The organism is Geodermatophilus sp. SYSU D00815 (assembly GCF_054050035.1).
Map to the genome: position 1 here is coordinate 155134 of NZ_JBJGYO010000005.1, position 22092 is coordinate 177225.

Here is a 22092-nt window from a genome sequence, read left to right on the forward strand (position 1 = left end):
GCGCGGGCCTAGTGCCGGGCGGCCGCTGCGGCGGCCGGGACGGCCCGGTCGAAGCGGGAGGTGTCGCCGGCGTAGTAGGGCCAGACCCGCCACCGCGCCGCGCCGGCGCGCTCGGGCGGGCCGAGGGTCACCTCGCCGGTGGCCGCCCACTCCACGCCGCGGACGAGCAGCGTCATGAACGGCAGCCTGCGGAAGGTGTCCCAGTCGTGCCCCAGGGTCACGCAGAAGCTGCGCCCGGCGCCCCACTCGTTCACCCAGGCCAGCGGCTGGTCGGTGTTCATGCCGGGCAGCGCGTCGAGCCCACCGGGCGGGATGACCACCGGCGTGTGCGCGTTCGGCCAGCCCGCGCGGCGGTAGCTGTCGACGTCGTCGAAGACGGTCAGCAGCACCTGCGCCGACGGGTCCATCCGCGCACCGGTCAGGACGTCGTCGTTGACCACCGACCACTGCGGCTCGAGGCCCTGGGTGACGGGGTGCCGCGGCTGCGCCGTCCGCACCACCACCTCGCCCTGCGGCCGGGGCCGCAGCCCGGTCTCGCGGGACAGGGTCGCCCCGCGCATCCGGTCGAACTCCTCGGGCCAGCCCCACTCCGGCTCCTGCACCGACGAGCCGTGGAACCAGACCATGCCGCGGCCCTTGTCCCGCACGAACCGCAGCAGCGCCTGCTCGGTCGTCGGGCCGAAGCCCTCCGCGATCGAGTGGTAGTCGTCCCGCCCCTCGTACATGACCAGGACGACGTCGAAGCGGTCGAGCAGCTCGTCGCCGATGCCGCGGAACTCCTCGAGCACCCGCACCCGGAACCGGCCGGTGGACTCCAGCAGCGTCGTCAGCAGGTGCGTGTGGTGGCGGAAGCTGCGGAACTCGTTGTCGTGCTCGACGGTGACCCGGCCGGTGGCCAGCAGGACGTCGATCTTGCCGGGCGTCACGCGTCCGCCGCGACCGAGCGGATGAACCGCACCGACTCCTCCGACTCGACCGTCGGGAAGTACTCCAGGCCGATCGGGCCGTCGTAGCCGGAGGCCCGCAGGACGGCGAGCTGCGCCGCCCAGTCGACCGTGCCGCTGCCCGGCTCGCCGCGGCCGGGCACGTCGGCGAGCTGCACGTACTTCACGAGGCCGGCCGCGTTCGCCAGCTCGGTCGCCGGGTCCTCGCCCTGCGCGATCGAGTGGTAGAGGTCGTAGAGGATGCCGAACGAGGGGTCGTCCACGGCCCGGGCGACGACGACGGCGTCCTCGGTGCGGTCGGTGAGCGCCCCCGGGTGGTCGACCCGGCTGTTCACCGGCTCGAGGACGAACTCGACGCCGGAGCCGCGGTGCCGCGCGACCGCCTCGCGGAACATGTCCGTGATGATCTGGAGGTTCTTGGTCCGGTTCATCCCCGGGAAGCCCACACCCGAGGCGAGCACGATCCGGGGGCACCCGAGGAGCTCCGCGTGCTCGACGGCGACGGCCAGCCCCTCGTGGAACGGGGCGAGGTCGGTGCCCGGGAAGGTGTAGCCCATCCGCGGGCCGGCGAGCAGCGAGGTCAGCTGCACGCCCGTGTCGGCGAGCGCCTTGCCCAGCGAGTCGAGGTCCTTGTCGGTGGAGAACCACATCTCGACGGCGTCGAAGCCCGCCGCCGCGGCGGCGCGGACCCGGTCACCGGCGTCCGCGCCGGCTTCCTTGAAGAGCAGTTCGATGTTGGCGGACAGCTGGTACACGATCAGGCCTCCTGGGCGAGCGCGGCCGTGATCGACCGGCGGATGAGGGCGTGCTGCTTGCGGACGAGGTCGACGGGGTCGGCCTCGTCGAGGTCGGCGAAGGCGTGGCCCTCCCACTCGCTGGAGAAGAAGCCGCCGTAGCCGCCGCGGACGAACTCGCGGACGATCGCCGGGTAGTCGATGGCCGGCTCGTCGCCGTTCTCGTCGATGTCGTAGAACTTCGCGTGCACGTGCACGATCTGCGGCATGATGTCGGCCCACTCGGCGGGGTCGACGTGGCCGTGCATGTTGAACGCCAGCCGGGCGAACGAGCCCAGCGACTCCGGGGCGATCCCGCGGGAGCGCAGGTACTCGACGAACTCGCCGTGCCGGGCGTTGATGTCGGCGTCGGTCGCCCAGATCTCCTGCAGCCGGTCCAGCTCCGCGGGCCCGAGCCCCATCTTCCCGAGCTTGCGCAGGATGGTCGGCGACATGGCGTGCATCGTGGCGCTGAAGTCGGCGACGAAGCCCAGCCGCGGCGAGCCGATCTCCTCGTAGGTCTCGCGGATCTCGAGCACCTTGGGCGAGTTGGGCCCGAGCGGGGCGTGCAGCTCCCAGCCCATCGTCAGGTCGAGCTCCTCGGCCACCGGCAGCAGCCGGCGGATGAGCTCGGGCTTGGCGCTCTGGATCCGCACCAGCGGGAAGCCGAGGGCGTGCGCGCTGCGGAACTGGGTGACGGTGAACTCGTACTCCTCGTCCGGGGTCATGTCCCGGTCGCGGCGGCGGCCCATGTCGAGGTTGCAGCCGAACGAGCTCGGCACGAAGCCGTGCCGGTCGAAGGCGTCCCGCCAGGCGCGCACGAACTCGGGCGTCACCTCGGGGTAGGTGCGGATCGTCTGCGAGGCGACGATCTCGATGCCCGGGCCGATGCCCGCGTCGTCGACGACGTCGAGCAGCCCGGCCAGGTCGTACCGGCCGGCCGCCCACTCGCTGGTCAGCGAGTAGAGCGTGAGGCCGAGCGTGATGGCGCTGCCCTCGACGGCGGGGGCGGCGACGGGTGCGGTCTGCGTGGTCATCGGGCAGCTCCTGCGTGCGCGACCAGCGTGCGCCGGTCGCTGGCGTGGTTGGTGACGTAGACCTGCGGGGCGATCTGCATGTAGGGCAGCCGCAGGTCGACCGTCACCTCGACGTCGACCTCGGCGCCCGCGGCCGGCGGCTGGTCCATCGGCACGACCACCACGAGGCGGTCCTGGATGAACCAGAGCACGTCCCACTGCTCGGCCAGCTCGTCGACCCGGAAGGTCCGCTCCCCCAGCTCCACCCGGAGGTCCTCGGCCGGGATGCTGCGCCCCTCCACCGACACCTCGAGGGAGCTGACGCTCGACAGCCACAGGCTGCGGTACCAGGGCACGGTCAGCGCGATGCCCAGCCCCTCGGGCCTGCGGACGAGGCTGTCGTCGGACAGGACGGTGTCGCCGGTGGCCATCAGAGGCTCGCCTTCCGTTGCTCGTACATGTCGCGGACCATCGGTTCGAGGGTGGTGGGCCACCAGTCGCCGCCGGGCACCGGCTCGCCGAAGCCCTCGGGCAGGTCGAGCGTCACCTCGCCGGTGGCGGCCCACTCGCAGCCGCGGGCGAACAGGCCGCGGAACGAGGGGTGCGACACCGCCTCGGGGCCGTGGCCGATGCCGCTGGCGAACACGCGTCCCTCGCCGTAGCGGTTGGTCCAGACGAGGGCGTGCTCCTCGCCCATGCCCGGCAGCGCGTTCCACTGCGCCGGCACCTGGGTGTAGCGCAGCGGGTTGTCCCAGCCGGTGACCAGCACCTCGACGTCGGCACCGGGCGCCCACTGGAGGTTGACGTACAGGTCGTCGTCGTAGTGCGGCACGAACTCCGGCATCCCCGCGGTGATCGGGTGGCCGGGGGCGACGACGTGCAGCCGGAAGTCGTCGATGGGTGCTCGGCGGCTGCAGTGCTCGCGCATGACACCGCCGGCCATCGCCTCGAAGTCGTCCTCCCAGCCGGCGCCCATCTGCAGCGAGGCGTGGTAGACGACGACGCCCTTCCCGCCGGCGACGAAGTCGTAGAGCGCCTGCTCGGTGCCCGTGCCCCAGCGCTTCTCGGGCGCGTGACCCCACGGCTCGAACCGGCCGAAGTAGTTGAGGACGACGAGGTCGTACCCCTCCAGCGTCCCCGGTCCGGCGCCGCGGAACTCCTCGGTGATGCGGACGTCGAACAGCCCGGTCCCCTCGAGGAGCTCCTTCAGCATGGGGGAGACGGTCCGCCAGTCGTGGTGGATGTCGGTGTGCCCGGTGACGATCAGCGCCTTCAGCTCGTCGCCGCCGCCGAGCACGCGCCGGCCGATGTCAGGCACGGGCGGTCTCCCTCTCCAGGATCGGGCGCAGCTCGCGCTGCACGAGGTAGCCGGCCAGCAGGGCGCTGGCGGCGGGGTGCGGGCTCTGGTCGCTCTCGACGACGATCCAGCCGGAGTAGCCGGCGTCCCGCAGCGCGCGGGTGACCGCCGGGAAGTCGACGAGCCCCCCGTCGGCGCCGGGCTCGGCGAACCAGCGCGGCACCTCGCGGGCGCCGCCCCGCACGCGCACCGTCCAGTGCGCGTGCGGCTGCAGGTACTCCTCGTCGTCGTCGACGGCGAGCGCGTCCTTGAACTGGACGTGCCGGACGCGCTCGCCGTACCGCTCGATCACGCTGACCGGGTCGATGCCCCCGACGGTCAGCTCACCGGTGTCGAGGGCCAGCCCCACCAGTGCCGCATCCGTGCGGTCCAGGAGGCGGTCCACGTGGTCGCGGCGCAGCGCGGAGAGGAAGTCGACGTGCAGGGCGAGGCGTACGCCGTGCTCCGCCGTCGCCCGCCCGACCGTCTCCCAGCACGCGGCGACCCGGCCGAGCGCGTCGTCGTCCAGGGGCTCCACGTCCCCGGCACCGGGGACCGGACGGACGAGCAGCACCGAGCCGCCCAGCTCGGCGAGCGCTCCGCCGAGCCAGCTCGCCTTCGCGACCATCTCCGGGACGTCGTCGGCGGACAGCGGTGAGAGCGGGCCGGTCAGGTGCTCCATCGACCGCTCCGCCGGGTCCCAGTACCAGCTGGACACCGCGTCGATCGCGCAGCCGAGCAGGAAGTCCCGGAAGCCGGCCAGGGAGCCGAAGTTGGCGGCGAGCTGCTGGGGGTTGCCCAGCGGCTCCCAGCGGCCGGTGCCGTAGGTCAGCTCGACGCCCTCGAACCCGGCGATCGACATCGTCTTCAGCGCCCGCTCGTGCTGCTCGCGGCGGACGAAGTCGTCGAACTGGGGCTTCCACTGGTTGATCGCGTACGCCCAGCGGATGCCGGTGCCGTGCTCACCCGGTGAGCTCGCGAGCTCGTTCACCTGTAGATCTCCTCGAGGACGTTCTTCGCGTACCAGCGGGAGATCGCGGTGCTCTCGGAGTAGTCGCCGCCCTCCTTGTTGGCCTTGTCGTGCTCGACGGAGATCCAGCCGGTGTAGCCGTGGTCGCGGACGGCGGCCATCAACGCCCGGAAGTCGACCAGGCCCTCGGGCGTGCCCATCTCGTAGAACCACTTGCCGGTGGTGGGCGCCATGATCTCCGAGTCCGGCCGGTGCCGGTGGTCGTCGCCGGTGGCGACGTCCCTGGTGTCCTTGAAGTGGAAGCCCGTCACCCGGTCGGCGTGCCGGCGGTAGAGCGCCACCGGGTCCACGCCGGCGATGCAGTGCTGCGCGGTGTCGACGAACAGGTGCACGTACCGGGGGTCGGTGTACGAGTAGAAGGTCTCGATGTCCGGCTCGCTCTGGATCCCGCAGAAGAACTCGTGGTGGCAGGTCAGCTGCACGCCGTGGCTCGCGGTGATCTCCCCGACCTTGTTCCACAGCTCGGCGGTGTGCTTGAGCTTGTCCTCGGTGATCGGCTCCATGTCGTAGTACAAGGTCGCCGGCATCACGATGATGTTGTCGAGCCGGATCTCCGACCAGCGGCCCATCGTCACGCGGAAGTCCTCGAGGATGTTCTCGTGCGTCTCGGGGATGTGCGGGGCGTAGTTCCGGACGTCGTAGTCGGCGGCGTGGAACGTGTTGACGATCCGCTCCAAGCCGTGGTCGGTCACCATCTCCTGGTACTTCGCCGGGCCGCCGTAGTCGCCGTAGATCTGCCAGATCCGGAAGTCGAAGGTGTCGATCGCGTCGAAGCCGACGGCCTTCACCTGCTTGAGGAAGGCCGACATCGTCTTCACCGAGTGCCACTGGTCGACCGGCCCGGCCGGCCCGTTGCTGCGCCAGTGGTCCATGTAGGACCACTTGATCTTCCGCTCGGCGCTCACTTCGCGATCCCCAGCTCGTGCTGCAGGTACCAGCTGTTGAGCATCGCCAGCTCGGCCGGGTTGCCGCCGTGGTCGCTCTCGACGACGACCCAGCCCGGGTAGCCGTGCTCGCGCAGCGCGGTCACGAAGCCCTTGACGTCGACCAGCCCGCCCTCGGTGCCGAGCTCGAAGAACCAGCGCTCGATCCGCCGTCCGGCCCCGCCCTTGAGCATGGTCGACTCCGCACCCGGCATCCGGTACTCCTCGCCGGTGTCGGCGTAGCGGGTGTCCTTGAGGTGCACGTGGGTGACCCGCTCGGCGTTCTCCCGGTAGAAGGCGACCGGGTCGATGCCGCCGACGGTGAGCTCGGCGGTGTCGAGGGCGAACCCGACGGTCGCCGGGTCGGTGGCGGCGAGCAGTCCGCGCAGCTCGTCGGCCGTGTGCACGGCGCCCAGGCAGTCGTAGTGCAGGGCGAGCCCGAGGCCGGCGGCGGAGGTCAGCTCGCCGACACGGTTCCACACCTCGCCGACGAGCTTGATGCCGTCGGCGTCCAGCGGCGGGCTCATCCAGGCCGAGCCGACCGGGCGGACGACGAGCTGCTCGGCGCCCACGCCGGCCAGGAAGTCGACGAACGGGCGGGCCCACTCGACGATCGCGTCGTGGTCGTCCGGGTTCGCCGTCGACCGGAAGGCGTAGCCCTCCTCCTCCTCGGCGGGGGCCTGAGGGTCCCAGAACATGCTCGAGACGCCCCGCACCTTCGCCCGGCGCAGGAAGTCCAGGAAGCCGGCGTGGCTGCCGTGGTTGAGCAGGATGACCTCGGGCCGGGCGATGTTGTCCCAGCGGCCGGTGCCCGACGCGAGCTCGACGTGGTCGAACCCGCAGGCCGAGACGGTCTTCAGCGCCCGCTGCTGGTCCTCGTGGCGGACGAAGACGTCGAGCCGGAAGTTCCACTGGTTGAGCGCGTACGACCAGCGCAGCGTGTCCCTCATCGCGCGACCCCCAGCTCCGCCTCGGCCTCCGCCTGCGCTTCGGCGAGCACGTTGTCGATGTACCACTTGGCGACTGCGGTGGCCTCGGCGTAGCTGCCGCCGCCGAGCTCTGCCTTGTCGTGCTCGACGGTCAGCCAGCCGTCGTAGCCCGAGCGCACGATCTCCTTCATCAGCGTCGGGAAGTCGACCAGCCCGCCCTCCCCCATCTCGTAGAACCAGCGGGTTACCTGCGGCGCCATCAGCTCGGGGTCCGGCGGGGTGCGGTAGGCCTCGTGCTCGTCGACGTCCTTCGTGTCCTTGAAGTGGAAGCCGGTGCACCGGTCGCGGTAGTCGCGGAACATCTGGACCGGGTCGACGCCGGCGATCGTGTGCTGCGCGGTGTCGCAGAAGAAGTGGACGTACTCCGGGTCGGTGTAGCGGAAGAACGTGTCGAGCTGCTCGCGGGTGCGGATCGCGCCCCAGAACTCGAAGTGGCACGTGGTCTTCATGCCGTGCTCGAGGGTGAGCTTCCCGACCCGGTTCCACAGATCGGCGACGACCTTGATCGTGTCGTCGGTGACCGGCTCGGTCTGGTGGTAGGTGGAGGTCGGCATGACGATGAAGTTCTCGACGCCGGTCAGCCCCTCGCACATGCGCAGCGTGTTCGTGCAGTCGGCGACGATCCGGTCGTGCGTCTCGCGGACGTGCGGCGCCGTGTACCTCGTCGCGGACGGGTAGGCGGAGAAGATCCCGGTGATCTTCTCGAACCCGTTGTCCTGCAGGAACCGCTCGAAGCCCGTCACCGAGCCGTACATGCCGGCCAGCGCGTGCAGGTAGAAGAAGAAGGTGTCGAACCCGGTGAAGCCGAGCGCCGACAGCTGCTTGACGTACCGATCCATGTAGGCGCGGTTGAACGACGGGGGCTGCGGCCCCTGCGGCGTCTCCGTCACCCAGTGGTCCATGTAGGACCACTTCGTCCACACCACGTGGCGATCCCCTCGGTCGAGCGATTTATGCATGTTCTGTGCAGAAACATCCTGGCGGTTCGTGACCGCCGGCACAAACAGTTCCGGCCGATGCGCCCCATCAACGCCGGTGATGCCCGGTGGCGGGCAGCGCGAAGGCCGCCAGGAACGCGGCGAGCTGGAGGCCGGCGCCGACCAGCAGGCCCACGGCGAAGCCGTCGGTCGGCTCCCCCGCAGCCGAGCTGGCGACGGCCACCAGGGCCGCCAGGCCGACGGCACCGCCCACCTGGCGTGACGTCGACAGCAGGCCCGACGCGAGCCCGGCCCGCCCCGGGCCGAGCCCGGTCGTGGCGGTGACGGTGAGCGGGAGCCCCGCGGCGCCGAAGCCCGCCATGGCCAGCGTCATCGGCACCACGACGTCCCACCAGTAGGAACCGCCGCCGTCGATGCGCGCCAGCCAGACCAGCGCCCCGGCGGCGAGCAGCGTGCCGAGCTGGAACAGCCGGCGCGGCCCGAGCCGCTCGATCGCCCGCGAGGACAGCCGGGCGCCGAGCGCGATCCCGACCGCGCCGGGCGCCAGCACGAGGCCGGCCGTGAGCGGGTCCAGTCCCAGCACCTGCTGCAGGTACAGCACCAGGAAGAACATCATGGCCGGCAGCACCCCGCCGGTGAGCGCGGTCAGGGAGTTGGCCACGGTCACCGGACGGACCCGGAGGACCGACAGCGGGACGACGGGCTCCGCCGCCCGCCGTTCGGCTACGACGAACAGCGCACCGAGCAGGAGCGCACCGGCCAGGCAGGCCAGGGCCGGGCCGGAGGTCCAGCCGCGCTCCTCGCCCAGGATCACCGCCGAGACCAGCAGCGCGGTGGCGGCGGTGACCGACACCGACCCGGGCAGGTCCAGCCGCCCGCGCGTGTGGTCCGGCGACCGGCCGGTCAGCGCCCAGGCCGCGACGACCGCCAGCACCGCGCCCAGCGGGACGTTGACGAACAGCACCCAGCGCCAGCTCAGCAACCCGGTCAGCAGGCCGCCGATGACCCCGCCCAGCGCGCTGCCCGAGGCCGCCGCCGCCGTGAGCAGGCTCAGGGCCCGGGCCCGCGCCCGCGGGTCGGCGAACCCGGTCGTGACGAGGCTCAGCGTCGTCGGCACGAGCACCGCTCCCCCGAGCCCCTGCACGAAACGGGCGGCGACCAGCTGCCAGCCCTCCTGGGCCAGGCCGCCGGCCAGGCTGGCGACGGCGAACAGCAGCAGCCCGCCGAGGAAGGCGCGCTTGCGGCCGAACAGGTCGCCGAGCCGCCCGCCGAGCAGCAGGAAGCCGGCGAAGGTGAGCGTGTAGCTGCTCACCACCCACTGCAGACCCGTGGGCGAGAGCCCGAGGCTCTCCTGCATCGGGGGCAGCGCGACGTTGACGATCGAGGTGTCGAGGACGGCGATGAACTGCGCGGCGCATGCGATCGCCAGCAGCACGCCGGGCCGCCGCGGCGGCGCCTGGACGGGCGCCGCCGCGGGATCGGTGACCTTCATCTAGCGGAAGGTGTCCTCGAACTCGGTGTAGGGCTTCGGCGGCTCGGGGTCGAGCGTCTGGGCCCGGTCGTTGGCGTACGGGTGGTACTCCGTCGTCGTCACCGGCTCGTCGACCGGCGGGAGGAACACCGGGACGCCGTCGTCGCCGAACCACGCCAGCTGCGAGTCGTGGCTCTCCTGGTTGTCCTTGGCGAAGGAGATCCAGTCGCGGTTGAACGGGGCGCGGGCCACCTCGTAGCAGCGGAAGTGCCAGATCCGCCACTCACCGTCCTGCTTGACGAAGTCGACGCCGTACTTGCACCAGACCCAGTGCGCCCAGACCGGCTTGCCGTCGACGTCGCCGCCGGAGAACACCCACGGCGGGACGCCCTGGGCCACCTCCGGGTCCATGAGGCCGGACTCGAGGCCGGCCATGATCCAGATGCCCTTGGCGGTCTGCCCGTCGGCGCCGACCTCGACCACCGGCGTGGTCGTGTAGTGGAACAGCAGCTTGCCGATCGGCCTGGGCCGGCCGCGGTGGTAGGCGGTGACCGACTCGTAGGTCGTGTAGACCCCGACGTTGTTGTAGCGCGACCAGATGTCCGGCGTCCCGGGCTTCACCCAGAGCTCGTCGATGATCCGCTGGTCCTCGTAGGCGTTGTGGTAGTGCATGTACCGGTTGAAGACGTTCTCGACCGCGCCGCGGTCCTGCGCGCGGGTGGCGGTCAGCTCGGCGGCGGCGAGCCGCTCCTCCAGTGCCGCGAGGCGCTGCTCGAGCGCCTGGGTCTCCTCGATCGTGGTCATGCGGGGTTCCTGCTCCTCTGCTGGGTGGACGGGGCGGGCTCACGAGGAGCCGGCGGTCCGCGGAAGGGCCGGGGCGTGATCAGCCGGCAGGACGGGGGCACGCGTCCGTCGTCCCCGTCAGGCCTGCCCCTGCAGCGAGCGCAGCAGGGCGTGCTGGCGGCGCACCTGGTCGCGGCCGCGGTACGGCTCCCGCCGGCCCTCGTACTCGCTGGACAGCCACCCGCTCCAGCCCGCGTTCTCCAGCGTCGGGACGATGTCGCCCCACGGGACGTGCAGGTCGTGCAGGTCGTCGTCGATCTCGAAGAACTTGGCCTGGATGAAGTGGGTGTGCGGCAGCACCTCCACCAGGTCGGCCATGGGCACCCGCAGCGGGCGCAGCGGCGGCGGCACGTCGTCCTCGTCGTCGGTGCCCAGCGCCTCCGCGTTCTCGCGGACGGCGGCCGTCTGGAAGATGCCGGTGTCGATGAGCAGCTTGAAGTGCTCGGTGCCGGTCTTCTCGATGAAGTCGACGTAGCCCTGGGTCACCGGGTGCTTGATCGGCGTCGGCGAGTGGATCTCCGGGCAGATGACGACGTCGAGCTCCGCGGCGAGGTCGAGCGAGCGCTCGACGACCTGCTCCCAGATCGGGTGCGGGTCCAGGTCCCAGGAGGTGACGCCGAACTTGGGCCGCACCGAGGTGAACCCGAGCTGCTTCGCCAGCCGCAGGTCCAGCTGCAGCTGCTCGGCGCCCTCCTCGGCGGACAGGTCGCGGCCGTGGAAGCGGGTGGTGTCGACCCACGAGCCGAAGTTGGTCGGCGTCAGGCCGTACCTCTCGACCAGCCGGTGCCAGCCGTCGACCCAGGCGGGGTCCGGCGAGGGGTAGTTCGGCAGGTTGCCCTCGCCGAGGATCTCGATGCCGGTGGCGCCGAGGTCGGCGATGTCGGCGAAGACGTCCTCCAGCGTCATCGAGGTGTAGATGTCGCCGGTGTAGCTGTAGGTCGAGACGCCGTACTTCAGGCCGCCCTCCGGCGCCGGCGGCACGATCACGCCCGACCCCGTGGCGGAGAACTCCGACCGGGCGATCAGCGGCGGGAAGTAGGAGCGCCGCAGGTAGACCGTCACCTCGAGGTGGTGCACGCCCACCGACAGGCCGCCCGGCTTCGGCACGGTGATGGTGGCCGGCTCGTCGAGCTGCCAGCGCGCGTCGGTCGAGGCCCGCAGCTCGTCGAGGGTGAAGGTGCGGCCCTGCAGCGTCCACAGCGGCACGTGGTCGGGGATGCGCTCGCCGTCGACGACGACCTCGACGCCGTCGAGCAGGCTGGCGGGGCCGCCGCGGTAGTTGGGGTTGCGCAGCCGGAACGAGAAGCCGGTGACCCGGCCGTCCTCGACGACGTTGCGGAAGCCCCGCCCCTGGATGATCGGGAACTCGAGCACGGTCACTCCCCTTCGCGGAGTTCGGTGGCCAGCGCCGTGGCCCCGCGGACGGCGAGGGCGACGCTGGTGAGGGTGGGGTTCATCGAGTTGGCGGTCGGGATGAGCCCGTTGCCGGCGAGCACGAGGCCGGGCACGCCCCAGACCCGCGACCACGGGTCGCAGACGCTGGTGCCGTCGTCGGCCGCGCCCATGCGGACGGTGCCCATGTAGTGCAGCGAGCTGCCGGCGGGCATGACCTTGGGCATGCCGTCGACGAACTCGCCGAGCGCGGCGGCCGCGCGGGCCTGGTGCTTGCGCGCCCGCTCGAAGTCGGCCTCCTCCAGCTCCGTGAGCTCGTAGGCGATCCGGATGCCGGGCAGCCCGTTCTCGTCGGGCTGGTCGTCGTCGAAGGTGAGCCGGTCCTCCGGCCGCGGGCGCTTGCGGATGCCCCAGCCCATGCCGACGTAGCCGCCCGGGTTGTCGCGGAACCGGCTGCCCTCCGGCAGCGGGGCCGGGCAGACCGGGCTGAACATCATCTGGGCGGAGTAGGGGTGCCGCTCCTCGTCGAACGGGATCGCCACGATGGCCCGGATCGGGTCGACCGCGGCGCCCGGGTCCTGCTCGGGCAGCACGTCCGGCCGCACCGCGACGACGCCGAACAGCAGCGGGTGCTCGGTGAGGTACCGCCCGAGCGCCTCCGGCCGGATGCCGGAGGCCCACAGCAGCTGCGGGGTGCGCAGGGCGTCGGCGGCCAGGACGACGACGTCGGCCCGGACCTCCTCCTCCGCGCCGGTCCGCTGGTCGCGCAGGACGGCGCCGACGGCCCGGTCGCCGTCGCGGAGCACCCGGACGCACAGCGTCTCCGGCCGCAGGGTGAACCGGTCGGCGTGCGCACCCTCGGCCAGCGGGCCCAGGACGACGTCGGTGCCGCTCCACCGCAGCGAGCCGTCGGCCCGGGGGTCGGCGGCCACCGGCAGCGGTCGGACCGTGATGCCGTCGGGGGCGAACTCGTCGCGGATCCGCCGCAGGATCGCCGCGGCCTGCGGGGAGCCGTCGAACGACGGCCGGTGCACGTGCAGCAGCGCCTCGGCGGCGACGACGTGCTGCTCCCACTCCGCGTCGTCGATGAACGGCACCTTCTCCGGGCCGGTGGGCCGCGGCGTGGCGCACGTCCAGTGCACGCCCTGCCCGCCGACGCAGGTGGCGCCGGCGGCGGCCGGCATGCCGGCCGAGCCCTCGGCGGCCCGGCCGATCAGGTGGGTCCCCTGGCGGGCGGTGATCGTGCCCTCCACGACGACGCCGCCGGGGATGCCGGACACGCCGCTCTCGGTGGCCCGGCCCTGGGACGCCAGCCGCGCGGCGGCCTGCTCGTCCGGGTCGGGGACGTTCTTCACGTTCATCCCGGGCGGGGTGGTGACGACGGGGCCGGCCTCCACCATGAGCACTGACACGTCGGGCACCTGCTCGAGGAGCAGCCGGGCGTAGGTGGCGCCGGTCGGCCCGCTGCCGACGATCAGGACGCGGGGGGTCATGCGGAGGCCTCCTGGGGGACGGCGCCGAGCTCGCGGACGAGCGCGCGGGCGGTGAGGACGCCGAGCGCGACGGCGGTGAGGGTGGGGTTGCACGCGGTGGCGGTCGGGATGACGTTGTTGCCGCCGACGTAGAGGTTCGCCGTCCCCCAGACCCGGCCGGTGGGGTCGCAGACGCTCGTGCCGTCGTCGGCCGCGCCCATGCGGGTGGTGCCGAGGTAGTGCAGCGAGCTGCCGGCCGGCATGACGAACGGGTCGCCGAGGGGGCGGCCGAGCGCCCGGGCGGCCTCGGCGATCTGGGCCTTGGCGGCGGCGATCGACGCCTCGTCGGCGGCGCTGAGGGCGTAGTCGATCCGGATCGCCGGCAGGCCGTGCTCGTCGGCGGCGTCCTCGTCGAACCAGACCCGGTTGTCGGGCGAGAGCTCCTTCTTGCAGAACCAGCCGAGGCCGACGACCTGGCCGGGGCGCACCGTGACGCCCGGGTCGAGCGGCACCGGCGAGGCGTCCATCTGCATGACCTGGCCGTGGAACGGGCGGTCGGCGGCGTAGGGCACCCAGGAGACGCCGGAGACGGGCACGATCGCGCCGCCGCCGGGCGCCGCCGAGGCGGTCACCGGGAGGTCGGCGTCGACCGGGGCGTCGGCGGGCACGAACTCCTCGGCCAGCACCGACGCCGCCATGATCTGCGGGTGCTCGGTCAGGTACCGGCCGAGGGCCTCGGGGCGGACGCCGGAGGCCCAGAGCAGCTGCGGGGTGCGGAAGGCGTCGGCCGCCACCACCACGGCCCGCGCGGCGACGGTCGACCGCTCCCCCGTGGCGAGGTCGACGACCTCGACGCCCGTGACGCGGTCGCCGTCGAGGACCACCCGGCGGGCCAGCGTGCCGGCCCGCAGCTCGACCTCCGGCCGCTGCCAGAGGTCGCCGGCGATGATGGCCGGGCCGGTCCAGTGCAGCGCGCCGTCCTCCCCCACGGTCACCGCGACGGGCATCGCGCCCACCGGGCGCCGGCCCGGCCGGTCGAAGAGCTCGCCGAGCACCTTCTGCACGGCGCCGATCAGCGGGGCCCGGTCGAAGGCGTGGGTGGTGACCGCGAGCAGTTCCTCGGCGCGGGTCAGCGCCTCGTCGAGGACGGCGGGCTCGACGCAGCCGGGCACCTCGTCGTCGACCGGGCGCGGGCAGGCGGCGGTCCAGTGCGCGCCCATCCCGCCGACGTTGGTCGACATGGCCGCGTTGGGCATGCTCTCCGCGCCGACCAGCACGGTGCCCGGCCGCGCGGGGGTGCCGCCGGGCAGCGGGGGCGCCGCGGGGGTCAGCTCCGCCAGCGCGGCGTCGCGCGCGTCGACGTCGGCGATGTTCTTGACGTGCCCGCCGGCCACCTCGCCCACGACGCCGCCGGCCTCGAGCACCAGCACCCGCAGCGCGGCGTCGGCGTCGGCCAGCTCGCGGGCCACCGCCGTCCCGACCGGTCCGGACCCGACGACGACGACGTCGTACGTCCCGCTCATCGCGCCACCGCCGGCTGCGCTGCGAGCAGGCGCTGGAGCATGTCGTGCTGGGCGCGGACCTGGTCGAAGGCGTTGTGCCGGTCGCTGTAGGCGTGCGCCTCGTACTCGCTGGAGATGAAGCCGGTGTAGCCCTGCTCGACCAGCACGCGGGCGACCGCCGGCCAGTCGATGGACGGGTCGGTGAGCCCGTCCGGACCCTCCTCGATCCCGTAGAACTTGCCGTGCACGTGCACGACGTGCGGGAAGAAGTCGGCCCACCGCTCGGGCGCCATGCGCCCGTGCATGGTGAACAGCATCTTGAGGTTGCCCACCTGCGCCGGGGTTGCGCCGGCCTCGGCGGCGCGGCGCTCCAGCTCGGGGAACTTCTCCGCGGTCGGGCCGGGCTCGGCCCACAGCTGCTCGGTGAGCGCGGTGAGCTCCGGGGCGATGCCGGCGGCGCGGTGCGCGTCGTGCACGGCGCCGGGGACCGCCCGCATGGACGAGCTCATGTCGGGGATGAAGCCCAGCCACGGGGTGTCCAGCCGGGTGAACAGCTCCTCGAGCGCCGCCACCGGGGGCGCCTCGATGGTCAGCGGGGCGTGGATCTCCACGCCGACCTTGACCCCGAGCTCCTCGGCCAGCGGCAGCAGCCGCTCCAGGGTCGCCGGGCTCGTCTCGACCCCGACGCGGGTGACCGGGAAGCCCAGCGCCGCGGCGCCGCGCACCTGGACGGCGACGTACTCGTAGGACTCCTCGTCGCTCAGCAGCCGGCCCGGGTAGAGGCCGAGGTCGTTGTTGATCGCCAGGCACGACGGGGTCAGCCCGGAGCCCTCGATCACGCCGCGGACCTCGCGGACCTGCTCGTCGGACGGCCGCGGCCAGCCGCGCAGCGACTGGAAGGCGACCATCTCCAGGCCCGGCCCGAGGTCGCGGGCGGCCACCTCGGCGACCAGGGAGGCGAGGTCGCGGCCGGGCTTGCGCTGCTCGAGGGTGAGGGAGAACAGGGTGGTGCCCAGGCGCGGCAGGCCGGGCGCGGTGTCGGTCACGGTCGGGCTCCCGCGGCGGTGAGGGTCTTGTCGGTGGCGCTGGGCGCCACCAGCGGCACCCGGTCGGGGCCGGTGAGGATGTAGGGGATCGACAGGCCCAGCAGCAGCTGCACGCGGTGCTCGCGGCCGGGCGAGGTCGGCACCTGCGTGTGCAGCACCACCGGGTCGGTGGTGAACCAGTACTCGTCGCCCTTCCCGGCCAGCTCGGCGAAGTCGTACCGGTGCCCGTTGACCGTCACCGCCAGGCTCGCCGGGTCGATCCGCTCCCCGTCGACGGTCAGGTCGACGCGCGCGAGCGAGGGCAGCGGCAGCGCCCGGTACCAGTGCGAGTAGACGGCGATGTCCAGGCCGTCGGGGGTGGCGGTGAGCGAGTCGGCGCGCACCACCTGGTCGTCCAGGGGTCCCATCAGGAGTTCCTCTCAGGTGGCGAGCGTGAGCCGCTTGGTGTCGCGGCCGCCGCCGGGCACGGGCATGTAGGAGATGCGCAGGCGGACGACGACGGTGACGTCGTGCTCGCCGGGCGCGAGGGGCTCGTCGGTCTCGAAGGACAGCTGCGCCCGCTCCCCCATCTCCCAGCGGTCGTCGGTGACGGTGGGCAGCTCGGCGAAGGTGTAGGTGGTGCCGTGCACCGTGAAGGTGGTGCGCGCGGCAGGGACCGGCCGGCCGTCGAGGACGAGCTCGACGGCCTCGACCATCGACAGGGTGAGGCCGCGGTAGTACGGCATCCGGACCTCGACGACGCCGCCGGTGCGGCCGTCGTCCAGGGCGCGGAAGCCCTCCTCGCAGACGATGTACTTGTCGAACATCAGGCGTCGTCTCCCAGGAGTCGCGCGAACATCGCGTGCTGGCGGCGGACCTGCTCCACGGAGTCCACGGGGAAGGCGTCCTGGATGTGCCGGTTGCCCTCGTACTCGCTGGACAGGTAGCCGTCGAAGCCGCCCTCGACCAGCACCGGGACGATCTCGTCGTAGGGGATCGAGTACTCGTACTCCCGCCCTGTCGACTCATCGAGGGCCATCTCGTAGAACTTCGCCTGGATGTGCCCGATGAGGGGCATGTGCTCGAGCATCGCCTTGGGCTCGGACCAGATGTAGTGCGTCGACTGCCGGGCCAGCCCGAAGTCGACCGGGCCGCCGCCGCGGTAGTTGACGATGTCGGCCAGCGCGTGGGTGTCGCCGTGGTCGTCGTAGGTCTTCACGATCAGGTCGACCAGTTCCGGCTTGGCGCCGTCGCGCAGCGCCCGCTCGGCGACCACCCGCGGGAAGCGCTCCACGTAGGTGCCCATGTCGGGCATCAGGCCCAGCGCCGGCGAACCGGTCCGGTGCATCACCTCGAGGTGCTGCAGGATCCACGGGTGCTCGTAGTGGAAGGGCGCGTGCACCTCCAGCAGCAGCCGCACGCCGGCGTCCTCGGCGTACGGGGCCGCGGCCGCCATGACCTCGGGCGGGGTGTTGATGATCGCGCGGACCACCTTCGCCCCCAGCCGGACGGCGATGTCGACGTCCCGGCGCACCGAGGCGACCTGCTCCTCGAGGGTCAGCCACCGGTCGGGGTGCAGCTTGGTGTCGAGGAAGAGGTCGGTGGCGACCGGCGTCGCCCCGTAGGTCTCCATCCAGCCGAACCACGAGTCGAGGAACTCGTCGGAGACGTGCGGGAAACCCGGGATCATCTGCTCGGGGATGATCTCGATGCCCCGCGCGCCGAAGGCCGCGGCCTCGCGGATGCAGTCCTCGACCGACATCGTGCGGAGGAAGTACTCCTCCTGGAACGAGTAGAGGCTGACGCCCCGCTTGACGCCGTGCGCGCTCATGCCGTCCCCCTCAGGCGGTGGCCGCGGCGAGCCGCGGCGTCGTCGGGGCCAGGGCCTGCCCGGTGGCCGGGTCGAAGAAGTGCAGGGCCGACGGCGGGACGGCGAACTGCGCGCGGGTGCCCTCGCGGACCCCGGTCCAGCCGTTGAGCCGGGCGAGGACCACGCTGCCCGTGCCCAGCCGGCGCAGGTCCTCGGCGGCGGCCGCGTCGATGTCTGCGGCGATCTCGACCGTGGCGTCGTTGACCACGGGCTCGGCGTCGATGCGCAGGTGCACGAGCTTCTCCGGCGGGATGTTCTCGACCACCTCGACGTCGGCGGCCAGGCGCGGCCAGCTCGGATCGGCGTCGGCGGCGTCGCGCAGCGCCTCGGGCCGGAAGCCGAGGGCGACCGGGGTGGCGTCGGCGCCGGCCAGCTCGGGGGCGAGCGTCCCGGCCGGCAGCGCCAGCCGCTGGGAGCCGACGACCAGCTCGCGGCCGCCCACCACGGTGGCCGAGACGACGTTCATCGGCGGCGAGCCGATGAACTCGGCGACGAACAGGTTGGCCGGCGCGTCGTAGAGCTCGTCGGGCGTGCCCAGCTGCTGCAGCACGCCCTTGCGCAGCACGGCGATGCGGTCGCCCATCGTCATCGCCTCGACCTGGTCGTGGGTGACGTAGAGCGTGGTGACGCCGTACTCGCGCTGCAGGCCGCGGATCTCGGCGCGCATCTGGCCGCGCAGCTTGGCGTCGAGGTTGGACAGCGGCTCGTCCATGAGGAAGGCCTGCGGGGTGCGGACGATGGCCCGGCCCATCGCCACGCGCTGCCGCTGGCCGCCCGAGAGCGCCTTGGGCTTGCGGTGCAGCAGCTCGGTGAGGCCGAGGGCCTCGGCCGCGCGCTCGACGCGGTTCCTCGTCTCATCCTTCGGCACGCCGGCGCAGGTCAGCGGGAAGGCGATGTTGTCGCGCACCGACATGTGCGGGTAGAGCGCGTAGCTCTGGAAGACCATCGCGATGTCGCGCTGCGAGGGGTGCACGTCGGTGACGTCGCGGTCGCCGATCAGCAGCCGGCCCCCGGAGATCTCCTCCAGGCCGGCGGCCATGCGCAGCGCCGTCGTCTTGCCGCAGCCGGACGGGCCGACCAGCACGAGGAACTCGCCGTCGGCGACGGCCAGGTCGAACTCGGAGACGGCCTGGGTGCCGTCCGGGTACCGCTTGGTGATGCGGTCGAAGGTGATCGATGCCATGGGAGCTCCTCAGACGGTGTGCTTGCGGAAGTCGACCCAGCCCGGGAGCTCCCAGGGCCGGACCAGCGCCTCGCGCAGGCGGGTGGCCAGGTCGGCGGCGTCGGGCAGCGGGGCGCTGCGGCCGTCGCCGCGGGTGTAGACGCGGCAGGTGAGCGCCGACGGCGCGTCGGACGGGAAGAGGTCGCGCCCGCCCACCCGGAACGTGGGCGACCCCGGGAAGCCGAGCGCCTGCGCCTCGTCCCGGGTGCGGACCTCGCGGCGGACGACGTGCACCTCTCCCCTGCCGAGCTCGGCGAGGGTCTTCTCGAGCAGCTCGGCCGCCTGCCCGTGCGTCGGGCAGCCCTCCCACCAGAGCAGCTCGACCCGCCACTTGACCGAGCAGCCCGCCGGCGGGGTGCTCGGCCGGGCCACGTCGCGGCCGGCGAGGACGTCGTCGAGGGCCTCGCGCACCCACGCGGCGCGCTGCGCCGGGTCGTCGTGGTCGCCGTCCGGCGCGCCGTGGTAGCGGACGACGCCGGTGCGGTCGACGACGAACACCTCGGGCGTGGCCGTGGCGCCGTAGGCGCGCGCGGCCGACTGCTCGGCGTCGCGGAGGAACGGCCCGGCCAGCTCGCCGGCGGCGATCCGCGCCCGCATGCCGTCGACGCCGTCCTCGGGGTGGTCGGCCTCGTCGTTGCTCACGACCTGGAGCACGGCGACGTCGCGGCCGGCGTAGTCGCGGGCGAGGTCCTGGACGCGGTCGTGCCAGGCCCGGGCGTAGGGGCAGCCGTTGGCGGTGAAGACGACCACGGTCGCCGCGTGCGCGCCGGGCTCGAGCCGGTGGACGGCGCCGTCCGGGTCGGGCAGCGCGAGCGGCGGGGCGGGGTCGCCGACGGCGAGACGGGTCATCGGACACGGCCTTTCATCGGACACGGCCTTCCGTTCGGACGGTCGCGCGCTGCACGAGCGGCACGCCGGGGGCCTGCTGGATGTAGGGGATGCGGACGGCGAGGTCGACCTCCACCGCGGAGTGGTCACCGGTGGCCGCCGGGGCGTCGAGCACGACGTCGAGGGCGTCGCGCAGGTCCCACCAGGCGTCCGAGCCCGCCGCGGCGGCGACCGGCCCGGCGAAGCCGCCGGTGGCGACCTGCCGGACGGCGACCGGGGCGCCGTCGACCCGCACCTCGACCGACTCCAGGCAGGACAGCGGCAGCGAGCGGTACCAGGGCAGGTGCAGGGCGAGGCCCAGCCGGCCGTCGCGGGCCGCGAGCGCGTCGGGGCGCAGGGTCCCCTCGGTCATCGTCACGCGGTCACCGCCGTCCTCTCGTGCAGCTCGCGCAGCAGGGCGACGTGCGCGGCGGTGAGGGCGACGGCGTCGACGTCGGCGCGGTCGAGCAGCTCGTGGCCACCCCACTCGCTGACCAGGGCGCCGTCGTAGCCCACCGCGTCGAGGGCGGCCAGCCACGCGCCGTGCGGCTCGCGCACCGACTCGACGTCGGGGTCCCAGTACTTGGCGTGCGCGTGCCGGACGAGCGGCAGGGCGTCCTGCCAGGCGGCCACGGTCGACCGGCCGCAGCGGCCCAGCACGCCGGCCACGAGGGTGGTCAGCTCCGCCTGCCGAGGGTGCCCGGCGACGGCGCCGAGCGCGGCGCCGATGCGCGGGCCGATCGGGCCGTCGGCCGCCCAGGCGCGGTGCACGGCCGCGACGCCGTCCTCGTCCAGGCCGAGCCGGCGCAGCGCGGTGCCGAGGGCGGCCGGCAGCGCCGGGGTGGTCAGGCTGGCGTCGATCGTCAGCCCCAGGTAGGGGGTACCGGTCGCGGCCTGCAGCTCGGCGAGCTCGGTGACGGCGGGGGCGTCGGGCGGGGTGCTCCCCTGCACCTCGAAGGTGAGGACCACGCCGAGCCGCTCCGCCTCGGCGGCGACCCGGCGCAGCAGGCCGCTGTCCATGCCGAGGGTCGCCCGCACGACGGGGAAGCCGAGCCGGGCAGCGGCGGCCAGCTGCGGGGCGATGTCGTCGAACGCCTCGTCGGCGGTCATCGGCCGGCCGGGACGGCGGTGGGTGTCGGTGTAGACGGCGAGCGCGACCGGCACGAGGCCCAGCCGGTCGACCGCGTCGCGGAAGGCCCGCTCGTCGTCCCCCGGCACGGCCGGGAAGCCGCGCCACGCCTGGTGCCCGATCACCTCGACCGCCGGCCCGGCCCCGGCGGCGGCGAGCCGCTCGAGCAGCGGCACCAGCTCGGCACCGGCCCGGAACTCCGGCGTCAGCGAGAACAGCGTCGTCCCCAGCAGCGCCATGTCAGGCGACCTCGACCCAGCTGCTGGTGCGCGAGGACTCGAGGACGGCCGCGGTGATCCGGGCGGCGCGCAGGCCGTCGGCGAAGGTGGGCAGCCCGTCGGGGGCGTCGCCGGCGAGCGCGGCGTACGTGTCGGCGACGAAGGCGTCGAAGCAGTCCTGGTACCCCTGCGGGTGCCCGGACGGGACCGTGGCGTAGCGGGCGGCGGCCGGGTGCTCGCTGGTGCCCCGCAGCAGCTGGCGGTTGACCTCGCGGCCGCCGATCCACAGCGACTCGGGGTTCTCCTGGTCGAAGCACAGCGACTCGGTCGCGCCGTCGACGGAGAACCACAGCCGGTTCTTCCGCCCGGGGCTGATCTGGCTGACCGTGAGGTTGCCGAAGGCGCCCCGGTCGGTCTCGAACAGCACGACCGCGGCGTCCTCCGTCTGCACGGGGCGTCCGCCGCGCTCGGGCACCGCGGTGATGGTGCGCGCCGCGAGCCGGGTGATGCGGTGGCCGGAGACGAACTCGACCAGGTCGCACCAGTGCACGCCGATGTCGGCGAAGGCCCGGGACGCGCCGCCGGCCGCGGCGTCCACCCGCCAGTTGTCGTCGGCGTCCTCGGCGAGCCAGTCCTGCAGGTAGGAGCCGTGCAGCAGGCGCACCGGGCCGGCGGTGCCGTCGGCGACGCGGGCGCGGGCCTCGCGGACCGTCGGGTAGAAGCGGTAGACGAACGGCACCGTGGCGGTCACGCCCGCCTCGGCGGCCAGCGCCACCAGCGTCTCGGCCTCGGCCGGGTCCACGGCCAGCGGCTTCTCGCAGACCACGTGCTTGCCGGCGGCGATCGCCGCCCGCACCAGCGGCGCGTGGGTGGCGTTCGGGGTGCAGACGTGCACGACGTCGACGTCGTCGGCGGCGAGGAGCTCCTCGACCGTGTCGGCGGTGTACTCGGCCCCGATCCGCTGCGCGCCCTCGCGCGACGACTCCGGCGACGAGCCGACGATCCGGGAGACCACTCCCCCGCCGCGACGGATGGCGCGGGCGTGGACCGTGCCCATGAACCCGACACCGACGATGCCGGCCCGGACGCGATCGGCCATGGGAACCCCCTGGGTCAGGTGCGGTGAGGCACC

23 protein-coding genes are annotated in these 22092 nt (G+C 73.3%); all 23 read right to left on the minus strand.

Features of this window, described 5'->3' with window-relative positions:
- Positions 1-8: 8 nt before the first annotated feature.
- Entirely contained in the window at positions 9-926 is a 918-nt protein-coding gene (locus ACI78S_RS08135; protein WP_456972007.1) for a ThuA domain-containing protein, read from the minus strand.
- A complete protein-coding gene (locus ACI78S_RS08140; protein ID WP_456972009.1) occupies positions 923-1699 on the minus strand; it encodes a TIM barrel protein in 777 nt (258 codons plus the stop codon). Before ACI78S_RS08140 ends, ACI78S_RS08135 begins: the two co-directional genes overlap by 4 nt.
- Before the next feature lie 2 nt (positions 1700-1701).
- A complete protein-coding gene (locus tag ACI78S_RS08145; RefSeq protein ID WP_456972011.1) occupies positions 1702-2754 on the minus strand; it encodes a sugar phosphate isomerase/epimerase family protein in 1053 nt (350 codons plus the stop codon).
- Positions 2751-3164, minus strand: coding sequence for a C-glycoside deglycosidase beta subunit domain-containing protein (locus ACI78S_RS08150; RefSeq protein ID WP_456972013.1), 414 nt, complete (start codon positions 3162-3164; stop codon positions 2751-2753). The genes ACI78S_RS08145 and ACI78S_RS08150 overlap by 4 nt, the downstream gene beginning before the upstream one ends.
- A complete protein-coding gene (locus ACI78S_RS08155; protein ID WP_456972015.1) occupies positions 3164-4051 on the minus strand; it encodes a ThuA domain-containing protein in 888 nt (295 codons plus the stop codon). Before ACI78S_RS08155 ends, ACI78S_RS08150 begins: the two co-directional genes overlap by 1 nt.
- Entirely contained in the window at positions 4044-5060 is a 1017-nt protein-coding gene (locus tag ACI78S_RS08160) for a sugar phosphate isomerase/epimerase family protein (RefSeq protein WP_456972017.1), read from the minus strand. The genes ACI78S_RS08155 and ACI78S_RS08160 overlap by 8 nt, the downstream gene beginning before the upstream one ends.
- Positions 5057-6004: a sugar phosphate isomerase/epimerase family protein gene (locus ACI78S_RS08165; RefSeq protein ID WP_456972019.1), complete on the minus strand. Its 948-nt coding sequence runs from the start codon at positions 6002-6004 to the stop codon at positions 5057-5059. The genes ACI78S_RS08160 and ACI78S_RS08165 overlap by 4 nt, the downstream gene beginning before the upstream one ends.
- Entirely contained in the window at positions 6001-6972 is a 972-nt protein-coding gene (locus ACI78S_RS08170; RefSeq protein WP_456972021.1) for a sugar phosphate isomerase/epimerase family protein, read from the minus strand. Before ACI78S_RS08170 ends, ACI78S_RS08165 begins: the two co-directional genes overlap by 4 nt.
- The gene (locus tag ACI78S_RS08175) at positions 6969-7937 is read right to left on the minus strand and encodes a sugar phosphate isomerase/epimerase family protein (RefSeq protein WP_456972023.1); all 969 of its coding nucleotides are present in this window, start codon (positions 7935-7937) and stop codon (positions 6969-6971) included. The genes ACI78S_RS08170 and ACI78S_RS08175 overlap by 4 nt, the downstream gene beginning before the upstream one ends.
- Before the next feature lie 100 nt (positions 7938-8037).
- Positions 8038-9441, minus strand: a complete 1404-nt coding sequence (locus ACI78S_RS08180) for an MFS transporter (protein ID WP_456972025.1) — start codon at positions 9439-9441, stop codon at positions 8038-8040.
- The gene (locus tag ACI78S_RS08185; RefSeq protein WP_456972027.1) at positions 9442-10224 is read right to left on the minus strand and encodes a nuclear transport factor 2 family protein; all 783 of its coding nucleotides are present in this window, start codon (positions 10222-10224) and stop codon (positions 9442-9444) included.
- Positions 10225-10341: 117 nt separating this feature from the next.
- Complete coding sequence (locus tag ACI78S_RS08190; RefSeq protein ID WP_456972029.1) at positions 10342-11637, minus strand: C-glycoside deglycosidase beta subunit domain-containing protein; 1296 nt, start codon at positions 11635-11637, stop codon at positions 10342-10344.
- A 2-nt stretch (positions 11638-11639) separates the two neighbouring features.
- A complete protein-coding gene (locus tag ACI78S_RS08195; protein WP_456972031.1) occupies positions 11640-13148 on the minus strand; it encodes a GMC oxidoreductase in 1509 nt (502 codons plus the stop codon).
- Positions 13145-14650: a GMC oxidoreductase gene (locus ACI78S_RS08200; protein ID WP_456972033.1), complete on the minus strand. Its 1506-nt coding sequence runs from the start codon at positions 14648-14650 to the stop codon at positions 13145-13147. Before ACI78S_RS08200 ends, ACI78S_RS08195 begins: the two co-directional genes overlap by 4 nt.
- Entirely contained in the window at positions 14647-15675 is a 1029-nt protein-coding gene (locus ACI78S_RS08205; RefSeq protein WP_456972035.1) for a sugar phosphate isomerase/epimerase family protein, read from the minus strand. Before ACI78S_RS08205 ends, ACI78S_RS08200 begins: the two co-directional genes overlap by 4 nt.
- Positions 15672-16082, minus strand: a complete 411-nt coding sequence (locus ACI78S_RS08210) for a C-glycoside deglycosidase beta subunit domain-containing protein (protein ID WP_456972037.1) — start codon at positions 16080-16082, stop codon at positions 15672-15674. The genes ACI78S_RS08205 and ACI78S_RS08210 overlap by 4 nt, the downstream gene beginning before the upstream one ends.
- A 12-nt stretch (positions 16083-16094) precedes the next feature.
- Positions 16095-16481 (minus strand): C-glycoside deglycosidase beta subunit domain-containing protein, encoded by a 387-nt coding sequence (locus tag ACI78S_RS08215; RefSeq protein ID WP_456972039.1) that lies wholly within the window; start codon positions 16479-16481, stop codon positions 16095-16097.
- The gene (locus ACI78S_RS08220) at positions 16481-17485 is read right to left on the minus strand and encodes a sugar phosphate isomerase/epimerase family protein (RefSeq protein WP_456972041.1); all 1005 of its coding nucleotides are present in this window, start codon (positions 17483-17485) and stop codon (positions 16481-16483) included. The genes ACI78S_RS08215 and ACI78S_RS08220 overlap by 1 nt, the downstream gene beginning before the upstream one ends.
- Positions 17486-17495: 10 nt before the next feature.
- Positions 17496-18707: an ABC transporter ATP-binding protein gene (locus ACI78S_RS08225; RefSeq protein WP_456972043.1), complete on the minus strand. Its 1212-nt coding sequence runs from the start codon at positions 18705-18707 to the stop codon at positions 17496-17498.
- Positions 18708-18716: 9 nt separating this feature from the next.
- Positions 18717-19595: a redoxin domain-containing protein gene (locus ACI78S_RS08230; protein ID WP_456972045.1), complete on the minus strand. Its 879-nt coding sequence runs from the start codon at positions 19593-19595 to the stop codon at positions 18717-18719.
- A gap of 13 nt (positions 19596-19608) precedes the next feature.
- Positions 19609-19992: a hypothetical protein gene (locus tag ACI78S_RS08235; RefSeq protein WP_456972047.1), complete on the minus strand. Its 384-nt coding sequence runs from the start codon at positions 19990-19992 to the stop codon at positions 19609-19611.
- The gene (locus tag ACI78S_RS08240; protein ID WP_456972049.1) at positions 19989-20981 is read right to left on the minus strand and encodes a hypothetical protein; all 993 of its coding nucleotides are present in this window, start codon (positions 20979-20981) and stop codon (positions 19989-19991) included. Before ACI78S_RS08240 ends, ACI78S_RS08235 begins: the two co-directional genes overlap by 4 nt.
- A gap of 1 nt (position 20982) precedes the next feature.
- Positions 20983-22059 carry a Gfo/Idh/MocA family protein gene (locus ACI78S_RS08245; RefSeq protein ID WP_456972051.1) on the minus strand — a complete coding sequence of 359 codons (1077 nt, stop codon included), beginning with the start codon at positions 22057-22059 and terminating at the stop codon, positions 20983-20985.
- Positions 22060-22092: the final 33 nt, after the last annotated feature.

Bases quoted from the DNA above. Each gene is read 5' to 3' on its own strand.
- ACI78S_RS08145 (WP_456972011.1), bottom strand. From the start codon at position 2,754: ATGACCACGCAGACCGCACCCGTCGCCGCCCCCGCCGTCGAGGGCAGC.
- ACI78S_RS08150 (WP_456972013.1), bottom strand. From the start codon at position 3,164: ATGGCCACCGGCGACACCGTCCTGTCCGACGACAGCCTCGTCCGCAGG.
- ACI78S_RS08170 (WP_456972021.1), bottom strand. From the start codon at position 6,972: ATGAGGGACACGCTGCGCTGGTCGTACGCGCTCAACCAGTGGAACTTC.
- ACI78S_RS08180 (WP_456972025.1), bottom strand. From the start codon at position 9,441: ATGAAGGTCACCGATCCCGCGGCGGCGCCCGTCCAGGCGCCGCCGCGG.
- ACI78S_RS08185 (WP_456972027.1), bottom strand. From the start codon at position 10,224: ATGACCACGATCGAGGAGACCCAGGCGCTCGAGCAGCGCCTCGCGGCA.
- ACI78S_RS08195 (WP_456972031.1), bottom strand. From the start codon at position 13,148: ATGACCCCCCGCGTCCTGATCGTCGGCAGCGGGCCGACCGGCGCCACC.
- ACI78S_RS08200 (WP_456972033.1), bottom strand. From the start codon at position 14,650: ATGAGCGGGACGTACGACGTCGTCGTCGTCGGGTCCGGACCGGTCGGG.
- ACI78S_RS08210 (WP_456972037.1), bottom strand. From the start codon at position 16,082: ATGGGACCCCTGGACGACCAGGTGGTGCGCGCCGACTCGCTCACCGCC.
- ACI78S_RS08215 (WP_456972039.1), bottom strand. From the start codon at position 16,481: ATGTTCGACAAGTACATCGTCTGCGAGGAGGGCTTCCGCGCCCTGGAC.
- ACI78S_RS08220 (WP_456972041.1), bottom strand. From the start codon at position 17,485: ATGAGCGCGCACGGCGTCAAGCGGGGCGTCAGCCTCTACTCGTTCCAG.
- ACI78S_RS08225 (WP_456972043.1), bottom strand. From the start codon at position 18,707: ATGGCATCGATCACCTTCGACCGCATCACCAAGCGGTACCCGGACGGC.
- ACI78S_RS08230 (WP_456972045.1), bottom strand. From the start codon at position 19,595: ATGACCCGTCTCGCCGTCGGCGACCCCGCCCCGCCGCTCGCGCTGCCC.
- ACI78S_RS08240 (WP_456972049.1), bottom strand. From the start codon at position 20,981: ATGGCGCTGCTGGGGACGACGCTGTTCTCGCTGACGCCGGAGTTCCGG.
- ACI78S_RS08245 (WP_456972051.1), bottom strand. From the start codon at position 22,059: ATGGCCGATCGCGTCCGGGCCGGCATCGTCGGTGTCGGGTTCATGGGC.